Origin of the sequence: Pseudomonas sp. Root401 (assembly GCF_001425105.1) — a bacterium.
In the GTDB taxonomy this organism is placed as follows: domain Bacteria; phylum Pseudomonadota; class Gammaproteobacteria; order Pseudomonadales; family Pseudomonadaceae; genus Aquipseudomonas; species Aquipseudomonas brassicacearum.
Genome location: NZ_LMDO01000064.1, coordinates 131,401 through 143,712, shown reverse-complemented (window position 1 = coordinate 143,712; position 12,312 = coordinate 131,401). Strand labels below are relative to the sequence as shown.

10 protein-coding genes are annotated in these 12,312 nt (G+C 62.8%); 7 read left to right on the top strand and 3 right to left on the bottom strand.

Annotated elements, in window-relative coordinates:
- Positions 1-107 precede the first annotated feature (107 nt).
- The 7 genes from ASC85_RS27940 (at position 108) to ASC85_RS33470 (ending at position 6,580) form a co-directional block, all read left to right on the top strand.
- The gene (locus ASC85_RS27940) at positions 108-1,430 is read left to right on the top strand and encodes an MFS transporter (RefSeq protein WP_046062765.1); all 1,323 of its coding nucleotides are present in this window, start codon (positions 108-110) and stop codon (positions 1,428-1,430) included.
- A 231-nt stretch (positions 1,431-1,661) separates the two neighbouring features.
- Positions 1,662-2,654 (top strand): AraD1 family protein, encoded by a 993-nt coding sequence (gene araD1 / locus ASC85_RS27935; protein WP_057452216.1) that lies wholly within the window; start codon positions 1,662-1,664, stop codon positions 2,652-2,654.
- A gap of 12 nt (positions 2,655-2,666) precedes the next feature.
- Positions 2,667-4,247 carry an aldehyde dehydrogenase (NADP(+)) gene (locus tag ASC85_RS27930; protein WP_057452215.1) on the top strand — a complete coding sequence of 527 codons (1,581 nt, stop codon included), beginning with the start codon at positions 2,667-2,669 and terminating at the stop codon, positions 4,245-4,247.
- Positions 4,248-4,485: 238 nt separating this feature from the next.
- Positions 4,486-4,782, top strand: coding sequence for a DUF5629 family protein (locus ASC85_RS27925; protein ID WP_057452338.1), 297 nt, complete (start codon positions 4,486-4,488; stop codon positions 4,780-4,782).
- Positions 4,769-5,944: a lactonase family protein gene (locus ASC85_RS27920; protein WP_057452214.1), complete on the top strand. Its 1,176-nt coding sequence runs from the start codon at positions 4,769-4,771 to the stop codon at positions 5,942-5,944. The genes ASC85_RS27925 and ASC85_RS27920 overlap by 14 nt, the downstream gene beginning before the upstream one ends.
- A 156-nt stretch (positions 5,945-6,100) precedes the next feature.
- The gene (locus tag ASC85_RS27915; protein WP_018611529.1) at positions 6,101-6,280 is read left to right on the top strand and encodes a hypothetical protein; all 180 of its coding nucleotides are present in this window, start codon (positions 6,101-6,103) and stop codon (positions 6,278-6,280) included.
- A gap of 174 nt (positions 6,281-6,454) precedes the next feature.
- Complete coding sequence (locus ASC85_RS33470) at positions 6,455-6,580, top strand: hypothetical protein (RefSeq protein ID WP_003202672.1); 126 nt, start codon at positions 6,455-6,457, stop codon at positions 6,578-6,580.
- A 143-nt stretch (positions 6,581-6,723) separates the two neighbouring features.
- On the opposite strand, the gene ASC85_RS27910 is transcribed toward ASC85_RS33470, so the two are convergent.
- From ASC85_RS27910 to ASC85_RS27900, 3 genes are read right to left on the bottom strand one after another with little or no spacing between them, the layout of a single operon-like run.
- The gene (locus ASC85_RS27910; RefSeq protein ID WP_057452213.1) at positions 6,724-7,326 is read right to left on the bottom strand and encodes a glutathione S-transferase; all 603 of its coding nucleotides are present in this window, start codon (positions 7,324-7,326) and stop codon (positions 6,724-6,726) included.
- Positions 7,323-10,964 (bottom strand): AAA family ATPase, encoded by a 3,642-nt coding sequence (locus ASC85_RS27905; RefSeq protein ID WP_057452212.1) that lies wholly within the window; start codon positions 10,962-10,964, stop codon positions 7,323-7,325. Before ASC85_RS27905 ends, ASC85_RS27910 begins: the two co-directional genes overlap by 4 nt.
- A complete protein-coding gene (locus ASC85_RS27900; RefSeq protein WP_057452211.1) occupies positions 10,961-12,205 on the bottom strand; it encodes an exonuclease SbcCD subunit D C-terminal domain-containing protein in 1,245 nt (414 codons plus the stop codon). The genes ASC85_RS27905 and ASC85_RS27900 overlap by 4 nt, the downstream gene beginning before the upstream one ends.
- Between the last annotated feature and the right edge of the window lie 107 nt (positions 12,206-12,312).

Here is a 12,312-nt window from a genome sequence, read left to right as displayed (position 1 = left end):
AAATAGTATTACTATATAGTCCGATTTAATGGAGGGATTGTCCTGGCGGTCATTCGCGAGAGAAATCCCCCGAGGTTCCATAACAACAACAATCGGAGACCGGTCCCATGAGCCAGGAATTGCGGCTTATACGTCGCATCACGCTGAAACTGATTCCCTTCCTGATCCTGCTGTACCTGATCGCCTATGTGGACCGCTCTGCGGTGGGCTTTGCCAAGCTGCACATGGGTGCCGACCTCGGTATTGGCGACGCCGCCTACGGCCTGGGTGCTGGGCTGTTCTTCATCGGTTATTTCCTGCTGGAGATCCCCAGCAACCTGATGCTGGAGCGCTTCGGTGCCCGGCGCTGGTTCGCCCGGATCATGATCACCTGGGGCGCCATCACCATCGGCATGGCGTTCGTACAAGGCCCGCATAGCTTCTATGTGATGCGCTTTTTGCTCGGCGCGGCCGAAGCCGGGTTCTTCCCGGGCGTGCTGTACTACATCACCCAGTGGTTCCCGGTGCGCCATCGCGGCAAGATCCTCGGCCTGTTCATTCTCTCCCAACCCATCGCGATGATGATCACCGGCCCCGTGTCCGGTGGCTTGCTGGGCATGGACGGCATCCTTGGCCTGCACGGCTGGCAGTGGCTGTTCATCGTCATCGGCCTGCCGGCGGTGCTGTTGACCTGGCCGGTGCTGCGTTACTTGCCGGACGGCCCGCAACAAGTGAAATGGATGGACCAGGCCGAGAAGGACTGGCTGACCGGTGAACTGAAAAAAGACTTGCAGGAATACGGCCAGACCCGCCACGGCAATCCGCTGCATGCCCTCAAGGACAAGCGTGTCTTGCTGCTGGCGCTGTTCTACCTGCCGGTCACCTTGAGCATCTATGGCCTGGGCCTGTGGTTGCCGACGCTGATCAAGCAGTTCGGCGGCAGTGACCTGGTGACCGGCTTCGTGTCGTCGGTGCCATACATCTTCGGCATCATCGGTTTGCTGATCATTCCCCGCAGCTCCGACCGCTTGAACGACCGCTACGGTCACCTGGCCGTGTTGTACGTGCTGGGCGCCATCGGCCTGTTCCTCAGCGCCTGGTTGTCGGTGCCGGTGTTGCAATTGGCGGCGCTGTGCCTGGTGGCGTTCGCGCTGTTTTCCTGCACGGCGGTGTTCTGGACCTTGCCGGGGCGTTTCTTTGCCGGCGCCAGTGCGGCGGCGGGCATTGCGCTGATCAACTCGGTGGGCAACCTGGGCGGCTACATCGGCCCGTTCGTGATCGGTGCGCTGAAGGAGTACACCGGCAATCTGGCCTCGGGGCTGTATTTCCTGTCGTGTGTGATGGTGTTCGGCCTGGTGTTGACCGGCGTGGTCTATCGCCTGCTGGAGCGCAAGCATGTGCTGCCGGCGGATCAGTTCGCGGCCAGCGCCCGCGGGGCGACGCGTACCTGAGGTCACTGTGGGAGCGAGCTTTTGTGGCGAGGGAGCTTGCTCCAGCTCGACTGCGTGTAGGAGCTGTGTAGGAGCTGTGTAGGAGCTGTCGAGTGAAACGAGGCTGCGATCTTTCCCCAGACACTTGAATCTCAAGCGAAAGATCAAGATCAAAAGATCGCAGCCTTCGGCAGCTCCTACACAACAAAAGCCTGCTACGCCTATTCAAGTTTTGCTTACAAGGAGAAAGATATGCGTTTAGTTCAGTTCGAATTGAGTAACGGCGAACGCCGCGTCGGTGTGGTCGAGGGCGATCAGGTGCGCGAAGTGCAGGGCGCTCGCACCGTGCGCGACCTGGCGCTGGCGGCCATCGAAGCGGGCGTGAAGCTTGAGCAGCAGGTCAATAGCCTGGGCCTGGGGGCGAGCCATGACTACGCCCGGTTGCTCAGTGACCTGCGTATCCTGCCGCCACTGGACCACCCGGACCCGGCGCACCTGTTGGTCAGCGGCACCGGCCTGACCCACCTGGGCAGCGCCTCGGCCCGGGACAAGATGCACCAGCAGGCTGGCGACGAAGCGGCCATGACCGACACCATGCGCATCTTCAAGTGGGGCGTGGAGGGCGGCAAGCCCCAGGCCGGGCAGGCTGGCGTACAACCGGAATGGTTCTACAAGGGCGACGGCAGCATTGTGGTCCGCCCGGGCCATCCGTTCCCGCTGCCGCCCTTTGCCGAAGACGCCGGCGAAGAGCCGGAAATCAGCGGCCTGTACGTCATCGGCCACGACGGCAAGCCTTATCGCCTGGGCTTTGCCGTGGGCAACGAGTTTTCCGACCACGTGATGGAGCGCAAGAATTACCTGTACCTGGCCCATTCGAAATTGCGCAGTTGCAGTTTTGGCCCGGAACTTCGCGTAGGTGATCTGCCTCAACATCTGTCCGGAACCAGTCGTATCCTGCGCAACGGCGAAGTGCTGTGGCAGAACGAATTCCTCAGCGGCGAGGCGAACATGTGCCACAGCCTCGAAAACCTGGAATTCCACCATTTCAAGTACAGTCAGTTCCTGCGCCCGGGGGATGTCCACGTTCACTTCTTCGGCACCGCGACCCTGTCGTTCGCCGATGGCATCCGCACGCAGCCGGGGGATGTGTTCGAAATCAGCCAGGCTGAATTCGGCGCGCCGCTGGTCAACGGCATTGCCCCGGTGGACGCGGTGTTCAACCCGGGTACTATCGGCACACTTTAAAGGAGACTTGCGATGAACCAGATCCTTGGCCACAACTACATCGGCGGGGCGCGCAGCGCAGCGGGCCAGACTCGCCTGCAAAGCGTCGACGCCAGCACCGGCGAAGCCTTGCCCCATGACTTCGTCCAGGCCACGGCAGAAGAAGTCGACGCCGCCGCCAAGGCCGCCGCCGCGGCTTATCCCGCCTACCGCAGCCTGAGTGCGGTGCGCCGGGCCGAGTTCCTTGAGGCCATTGCCGATGAGCTGGACGCCTTGGGCGATGCGTTCGTGGCCGTGGTCTGTCGTGAAACCGCGTTGCCGGCGGCACGGATCCAGGGCGAGCGCGGGCGCACCAGCGGCCAGATGCGTCTGTTCGCCAAGGTCCTGCGTCGTGGCGATTTCTACGGTGCACGCATCGACCGGGCGTTGCCTGAGCGCACGCCGTTGCCCCGTCCGGACCTGCGCCAATATCGCATTGGTCTCGGGCCAGTGGCGGTGTTCGGCGCCAGTAACTTTCCACTGGCGTTTTCCACCGCCGGTGGCGACACGGCGTCGGCCCTTGCGGCCGGTTGCCCGGTGGTGTTCAAGGCCCACAGTGGCCACATGGCGACCGCCGAGCACGTGGCCGATGCGATCATTCGCGCGGCTGAAAAGACCGCGATGCCGGCGGGTGTGTTCAACATGATCTACGGCGGTGGCGTTGGCGAATGGCTGGTCAAGCATCCGGCGATCCAGGCCGTGGGCTTCACCGGCTCCCTCAAGGGCGGGCGTGCCCTGTGCGACATGGCGGCCGCACGGCCGCAGCCGATCCCGGTGTTTGCCGAGATGTCGAGCATCAACCCGGTGATCGTGTTACCCCAAGCCCTGGAAACCCGCGCCGAGAGCGTCGCCCGCGACCTGACCGCCTCGGTGGTGCAGGGCTGCGGTCAGTTCTGTACCAACCCTGGCTTGGTGATCGGTATTCGTTCGCCGCAGTTCACCGCCTTCACCCAGCAAGTGGCCGCCCTGATCGGCGACCAGGCGCCTCAGACCATGCTCAACGCCGGCACGCTGCAAAGCTACGGCAAGGGCCTGCAGAAATTGCTCGCTCACCCGGGCATCGAGCATCTGGCCGGGCGCGCGCAGCAGGGCAACCAGGCCCAGCCGCAGTTGTTCAAGGCTGACGCCAGCCTGCTGATCAACGGTGACGAGGCGCTGCAGGAAGAAGTGTTCGGCCCGACCACGGTATTTGTCGAAGTCGAGGACCAGGCGCAACTGACCGCCGCGTTGAACGGCCTGCACGGCCAACTGACCGCTACGATGATCGGCGAGCCGGCGGATTTCGAACGGTTCAGCGAACTGACGCCGCTGCTGGAACAGAAGGTCGGCCGCATCCTGCTCAACGGTTATCCGACCGGGGTGGAGGTGTGTGATTCGATGGTGCACGGCGGGCCTTACCCGGCGACGTCCGATGCCCGTGGTACGTCGGTGGGCACCCTGGCGATCGATCGCTTCCTGCGTCCGGTGTGCTTCCAGAACTATCCTGACAGCCTGTTGCCCGAGCCGTTGAAGAACGCCAATCCGCTGGGGCTCCTGCGGTTGGTGGATGGCGTGCCGGGGCGCGAGGCGCTCTGAGGGTTGCGGTGAGGCCGTTACATTCAAGTTGAATGTGCCGGCCTCATCGCGAGCAAGCTCGCTCCCACAGGGGGGCTTTGGTGGATACAAAATTTGTGTTCGCTGAAAATCCAACTGTGGGAGCGAGCCTGCTCGCGATGGCGGTTTTGCAGGTGACACCGTTTTCGAACCTTATGGCCCAAGGCCCACGCTCACATTGGGTTATCATGACGACTTTCCCAATGACCGACTGATCACCATGACTGCCGTAACCGACACCCTGCTGCACGCCCTCGAATCCTGCGACATGCTGATTATCGATGGGCTGCACGCATTCGACTTTTCCCTCGACGAGCAGGACCAATTGCACGTCGAGTGCATGAACGGCCGCACCCTGGAGCACTGGCGTTTCACACCAGCGCAGATGCAGGCCGCGACCTTCGATAAAGCCACGAACCACTGGATCATCACCAGCGATTCGGGCGACCACCACTTGGAGTGCGTGGAAGCCACCAGCGGCCACGACGATGAGGACGAAGAAGATGAAAATGCGTAGTCTCTGGCCGTTGTTGATGGCCGGTAGCATGGGCGCCATGGGCGTCCAGGCAGGTACCGATGAACGCCATCAACTGCTGGTGGGTTCCTACACCGCCGGCCAGAGCCAGGGCATCTACCGGATGCAATTCGACAGCCGCACTGGCCAGCTCGATGCCCACCCGTTACAAGTGATCAAGACCGAAAACCCTTCATGGCTGACCCTTTCCAAGGACATGACCCGGCTGTTCGTGGTCAACGAAAACGGGCCGGGCCAGAAAGACCCGGTGGGCAAGGTCAGCAGCTACGCCATTGACCCGAAGACCCATGCACTGAGCCTGATCAACCAGGTGCAGTCCCTGGGCAACGAGCCGACCCATTCCAGCCTCAGCGGTGATGGCCGGCATCTGCTGGTCAGTAACTACTCGGTGGTGGAAGACCCGGGCGGCACCCTGGCGGTATTGCCGGTGGGCGCCGATGGCAAGCTGGCGTCGGTGGTGCAGTTGAGCAGTCATCAGCCGAGCAAGGTCAACCCCGAGCGGCAGATCTCGGCCCATGTGCACGCCGCAGTGTCCTCGCCCGATGGCAAGTACGTGTTCGCCAACGACCTGGGGGCGGACAAGGTATTCATCTACCGCTACGACCCCAAGGCCAATCCAGAGCTGCCGTTGACCGCTGCCGATCCAGCCTTCGTGCAGTTGCCACCCGGCAGCGGCCCGCGTCACCTGCTGTTCAGCGCTGACGGCAAGCACGCCTGGCTGACCATGGAAATGAGCGCGCAAGTGGCGGTGTTCGACTATCAGGACGGTCGCTTGACCCAGCGTCAACTGGTCGACCTGGCTGCCGGCAAGCCGCAACCGGGCAGGGCGGCGGCTGCGCTGCATGCTTCCGCGGATGGCAAGTTCCTCTACGTCAGCAACCGTGGCACCACCAACGAAGTGCTGGTGTTCGCCATCGACCCGGCCGCCGGCACGCTCAAAGAGCTGCAGCGGCGCTCGGTGGAAGGCGATCATCCACGGGAATTCAGCCTCGACCCGAGCGGGAAATTCCTGCTGATTGCCAACCAGAAGAGCAATCAGATAGTGGTGGTCGAGCGCGATCCGAAGACCGGCCTGCTGGGTAAAACCGTGCAGAAAATGCCGATCGATGCGCCCAGCGATTTGAAGTTCATCGTTCGTCAATAGAGCGCAGGCCCCGGTTTTCGGGGCCTACGCCGTTGTATCAACGAGACTGATATTCGCAAGTGATGCAAAGCATTTCAACGCAGGACGCCTCGGCGCGTAAGTTTGCTTCACGGCCCAACCGGGCAAGTCAGCCAACTGAATCCGAGGTCTACCGCTATGAATCTGAATCTCTTCTCCGTGATCGCCGCTTCCGCCATCTCTGCCACCGTGGCGCTGCCCGCCAGTGCCAGTATCGAGATCAGCGACAAGAAAAATCGCACCCAGAGCTACACCGAGAAATACCTGCAACAAAGCGCCAACTTCTATGCGGCGTTGGACCACAAGACCCAACACTGAAATATCGCGCAACGACCGAAGCCTGCGATCTTTTCATCTTCACCGACCCTCAGGTGCAAGAGAAAAGATCGCAGGCTTCGCCGTTTCTGGAGAAATGCTGCTGTAATATCACTTGGCCATGTGTTTAAATTTGACGCTGACAAATTGACTCCTTTGCCGATAAGGATCGACACCATGGCGATGCGTCTGGCAGTGATGCTGCTGTTTCTCTATTCCACTCCGATTGTTTCCGCGGCCCAGCCAGATTCCGGCGAGTTGGAAGCGGCGCGTGAGCGATTGTTGAGCTTGCTTAGCGACTGATTGGATCTGGTTATAGAGATTGTGTGGGAGCAAGGCTTGCCCGCGATACAGGCGACTCGATTTCTGAAGGACTGCATCGCCTTCATCGCGGGCAAGCTTTGCTCCCACAGAAATCCCCTCGCCACAGGGCTGGGTGCAGGCTGTTACTTGGCCATGATCGCCACGAACAGTTCGCAATCCAGAAACCTCTGCAACCAGTCCTGTAGCCGAGGGTAGGGCGCCTGAGCAAACCACTCACGGTCGACGTGGGCGAACTGGCGTATGAAGGGCATCACTGCCACGTCGGCCAGGCTCGGGTGATTCGCCGCCAGGAACGGCCGGGTTGCAAGCAGTGCCTCCAGCCTGCGCAGATAGCTTTCACCCTCGCTACGGTAATGTTCCTTCGGGTACTCGGGATGGCGTTCGGGGTATTTGTAGCGATTCAAGTGCAGCTTGAACACCTGGTCGTTTTCCTCGATCAGCGCCGCCGTCAGCGCCTGGCCTTCGGGGTCGTCCCGTAGCCTCCAGTCTTGCGGATCGTGCTGGGCCAAGGCCCAGTTCATGATCTCCAGGCTTTCATCGATCACCCGGCCATCGACCTGCAACACCGGCACCGTGCCTTTGCTGGAAAGCGCGAGCATCTCGGCTGGCTTGGCCTTCAGGCTGACTTCGACAATGTCCAGTGCGACCGCGCTGTAGCGCAAGGCCATGCGCGCCCGCATGGCATAGGGACAGCGACGGAAGGAATAGAGCGTGGCGTGGCTCATTTCACCTCCACTGTGCTCAGCCCGTTGCCCTGGCGCCGTACCTGGATCTGCACCGGGATTCGCTCGTGCATTTCCTGTACGTGGGAAATCACCGCGACCTTGCGGCCCTGGGCCTGCAGTCCGTCGAGGGCGTCCATCGCCAGTTGCAGCGACTCGGGGTCTAGGCTGCCGAAGCCTTCGTCGATGAACAGCGATTCGATCTTCAGTGTGCTGGACGCCATCGAGGCCAGGCCCAATGCCAAGGCGAGGGAGACCAGGAAAGTTTCGCCGCCGGACAACGAATGCACCGAGCGCAGTTCATCGCCCATTTCCGTGTCCATCACCAGCAGCCCGAGCATGCTGCCGCCGCGCTTGAGTCGGTAGCGGCGCACCAGTTGCCGTAGTTGGGCATTGGCGTGGTGCACCAGCAAGTCGAGGTTGTAGGCCTGGGCCAGCTTGCGGAAGCGGTCGCCGGTGGCCGAACCGATCAGGGCATCGAGGCGTGCCCAGCGCTGGTATTCGGCGTAGGCCTGTTCGATTTGCTGGGCCAGGGCCTGGTTGGCGTTCTGCCGGCGCTGATCCTCGGCCTGTTCGGCACGCAGTTCGGCGCAGTGCTGTTCGCTGGCGGCGAATTGGCCTTGCAGTTCGGTGAGGGCTTGGGCGAGTTGTTCGGGCGCCAGGTTGCCATTGTGTTGGGCCTGATGGTTTTGCAGGCGCTGCTCGCGTTCGGTGAGCAGGACGCGGGCCTGCTCGATGGCTTTTTCGCTGTTGAGCAAGCGCTGGCGCAACTGGCTGACGTGTTGCTCGTCCAGGCCGAGCAGGGCCTCGAGGGCGGCATCGTCCAGTTCCGGGTGGGTGGTGCGCCATTGCGCGATACCGGCGGCCAGTGCCTGGCGTTCGTGGTCCAGGGATTGCGCCTGTTCCTGCCGAGCCTTGAGTTCGGCGGCCAGTTGCACCAGGTCGTTGCGCAATTGCTGCAACTGCTGATTGGCCGTCGCCTCGGCATCCCGCGTCTGTTCCAGGCGCTGGTCGAGTTGTTGCTGCCACTGTTCGGCGCTGGTGTGCTCGCCGAGCAGTCGCGTGAGTTTCTCCTGGCAGGCCTGTTGTTGCTCGCTCAGGGCGCTGAATTGCAGGCGGGCCGCTTCCAGTTGCTGGAGGCGGGTCTGCTGGCGGTCCTGCTCTTTGTCCAGGGTCTGCTGGCGCTGGAGCTGTTCGCTCAGTTCGTCGCGCTGCTGTTCCAGTTGCTCCAGGCGCTGGGCGATCTGCTGGTCGAGCTGCAAGAAGGTTGCGGCGGGCTCGCTGCGCAAGGCCAGCAGGGTGTCAGCGGGTAGCAGGGTGCTGAAGTGGCTCAGTTCCTCGTCCAGGCGCTGGCGGTCGCGGGCCAGCTCCTGCTGCTGGTTGCCCAGGTGCTGTGACGCCTGTTGGCTGGCTGCCTCGGCTTCACGCAGCCGCTGCGCCATGCGCGCGGCGTCCTGCTGCAAGGTCAGCAGGGCGGTTTGCCGCTGTTCGTCCTGGCTGATGCGCAGGTTCAGTTGGCTGTTCTGCTGGGTCAGCCAGGCGTCGCGCTTGTTCGCCTCTTGGGCCAGCAGTTGCGCCGACAACGGGTGGGCTTCAAGGCTGGGCGCCAGGCTCTGTTGCTGGCTGGCGAGCTGTTCCTGCTGCTGTTTGAGTTCCTTGAGCTGGGCGATGACCCCGCTGTATTGCGCCCGCAGGTCGATGACTTTTTCATTGAGCAGGTCGACGGCCTTGCGAGCGTTGGCCTCTTCGGTTTCATCAAAGCGCCCGAGGTTTTCCAGCAGGGCTTCGGGCTGATGATAAGGATGCTCGACACTGCCACACACGGGGCAGGGCTGTTCATCCTGCAACTGTGCGCGCAGTTGCTCGACGCTTTCGCTGCGGGCCAGGCGCTGGCGCTCCAGCAGCTCGCGGGTGACAGTCAGGGTCTGTTCGGCAATGGTCAGTTCGGCCTTGGCTTCGCCGCCTTCACGCACCAACCGGTCACGTTCCTGCAACGCCCGTTGCTGGCGTTGTTCAAGTTCGGCGCCACGTTTGTCCAGCTCTTGCTGGCTGGCCCACAGCCGGGTCAGGTCTTCGAAAGCACGCAATTGCTTGCGGTTGTCTTGCAACAGGGTGCCGAGCAACTGGATCTGTTCGGCCACTGCCTCCGGCTCGGCGCCGGCTTCCTTGTAGAGCACTTCAAGGTCTTGCCGGCGGCTGGCCAGTTCCTCGGCGGCGCGGGTGGCGCCTTGTTCCAGTGTGGCGAGTTCGGCCTGGCCCTGGTTCAGGCGATTGCCGATCAGCATCAGTTGTTGGAGGCGATCGCGATAGGCGTTCCAGGCATCGCTCAGCGGGGCCAGGTGTGTGCTTTGTTCCAACGCGCCGGCGATGCGCTGCAAGCGCTCGGCCACCTGCCGTTGCTGTTCGAGCAAGGTGTCGATGGTGCGCTGGCCTTCGGTGCAGGCCTGTTGCGCCTGTTCCTGGCGCTCGGCGCCCTGGCTGGCGTCCCTGGCGAGACGGGCCAGGGTACTTTGCTCTTCAAAGGCCTGGCGCAGCAACGGCGCGCTGTCGCTGCTGTGTTGCCGGGCCGCAGCCAGCGCCAGTTGCGCGGCGCCCAGGCTTTTTTCCAGTTCGGCCTGCTGGTCATGGAGATTGAGCTGCTGCTGGGTAAGCTGCTGGATCTGCACGGCCAAGGGGTCGAGCTGTCGGATCAGTTCGGCCTGGCGGATGAACTGATGGCGTTGGGGCGCCAGTTGTTCCAGGCGGACCAGTTTCAGGCGTTCGTCGGCCAGGGCGTTCCAATCGGCCTGGGCCTGTTGCAGCTGTTCGGCGGCGCTGGCGTGTTCATCCTGCAACAGGCCCAGGTCGCGCAGCCAGGTGTGCTGCTGCTCCAGTTGCTTGAGTTGCGCCTGTTGGGCCTTGAGTTGTTGCTGGGCGTCGTTGAAACGCTGGTCCAGCTCGGCCCGGGCCTCGGGGGCCAGCGGCGTGACACCGGTGGCCTGGTCCTGCAACTGCCGGTGGCTGTCCTTGGCTTGCTTGGCCTTGTCGAAGGCACGGCGGCCGAGGCGGGTATACAGGGCAGTGTCGGTGAGTTTTTCCAGCAGTTCACTGCGATCATTGTCATCGGCCTTGAGGAACGCGCTGAACTCGCTCTGGGCCAGCAGCACGGCACGGGTGAACTGTTCGAAGTTCAGGCCCAGGGCCGCTTCGAGCTGGGTCTTGTATTCGCCTTTCTGGCTCGCCAGCAGTTGATCGTTGTCCAGGTCCCGCAGGCTCTGGCGGCTGGCTTGCAACTTGCCGCCGGCTTTTTCCCGGGCGCGATTGGCTTCCCAGCGGGCCCGATAGCGGCGTCCGTCGATGCCGCGAAAATCCACTTCGGCATAGCCATCGCCGGTGCCACGGCGCAACAGTGTGCGCGGATCGCCCGTGGCAATCTCGCCATCGACGTCCGGCACCTTGGCGTCGCGGCCGGTGTTATTGAGGCGCGGCACGGCGCCGAACAGCGCCAGGCACAGGGCGTCGAGCAACGTGCTCTTGCCGGCGCCCGTGGGGCCGGTAATGGCGAACAGACCGGCGCTGGCCAAGGGTTCGGCGGTGAAATCGATTTCGAAAGGCCCGGCCAGGGACGCCAGATTCTTGAGGCGGATCGCGAGGATCTTCATGGCTGCTCGCTCTCCATCTGCACGTCTTGCAACAGCATGGCAAAGTCCTTGAGGGTCTGTTCGTCCACTTCGTTGCCGTAGGTGTCCTGCCAGGCGCGGCTGAACAACTCCTGTGGGCTGAGTTGATCCAGCTCCACCAGCGCGCTGCCGTCATCGGCACTGCCGGCGCCGCCGTTGCCGGCGTACTCGGCGGCGATCCGCACCAGGCGTACGGCCTTGCCTTGCAGTGCGGTCTCCACCTGGTGACGCAGGTCCGGCTGCGGTTCGTCGAGGCGCACCCGCACTTCCAGCCAGGGTTGGCGCTGGACATCGGCCAGCAGGTCGATATCGGGCAGGTCCTTGAGTTGCACCAGGAGATCGGCCAGCGGCGCCGGGCCGAGGCGTTGCAGGTTGACGGCCCGGGGAATCAGACGCGGCTCGACCTTGACCAGGGCCTCGCCGTCCAGGGTGATGTCGAGGATCTGATGCTGATAGCCGATCTCCGAAAATGACAGCGGGATCGGCGAACCGCTGTAGCGGATACGCTCTTCACCGTTGACCTTCTGCGGCTTGTGCAAATGGCCGAGGGCGACGTAGCTGATGCTCGGGCCGAACAGGCTGGCGGGCAGGGCCTCGGCGTTGCCGATGATCAGGCTGCGCTCGGAATCCTCGGAAACCGAACCGCCGGCCATGTGCGCATGACTGATGGCGATCAGCGCCTGGCCCTTCTTGCGCTTGCTGTTGGCCGCGGCGATCAGCCACTCATGCACCTGGCCGATGCCTCGCAGGTAGTCGTCGCCCAGTTGCGCGCCGGTGACTTCGGCGGGGCGCAGGAACGGCAGCGCCAGGCACCACGCCTTGACCTTGCCTTTGGCATCGGGCAACGGCAGCAGCAGACGCTCGACATCCAATTGGCCGTCGTCCAGCCACAGCACCCGGCCCAGGGCATGGGTGCGCAAGCGTCGCATCAGCGGCGCAGGCAGCTCGATCCGCGAGCCGGAGTCGTGGTTGCCGGCGATCATCACGATGGTCAGGTTGGCGTTTTGTTCATGGGCGCTGACGATGAAATCGTACAGTCGTTCCTGGGCTTTGACCGGCGGGTTGACGGTATCGAAGATGTCGCCAGCGATCAGCAGCACGTCGGGTTTTTCGTGGGTCAACTGACGCAGCAGCCAGTCGAGGAAGCAGGCGTGTTCGAAATCGCGTTCCTGGCCGTGCAGGTTTTGCCCCAGGTGCCAGTCGGAGGTGTGAAACAGACGCAAGGTGAACTCCAGGAAACTGATGATGGCCGCGGTGAAGAAGAGGGCGGCTAAAAGAAGCAGAGTTTACTGGGAAACCGGGGTGAGGACTTGTTCAACTTCGTTGGATC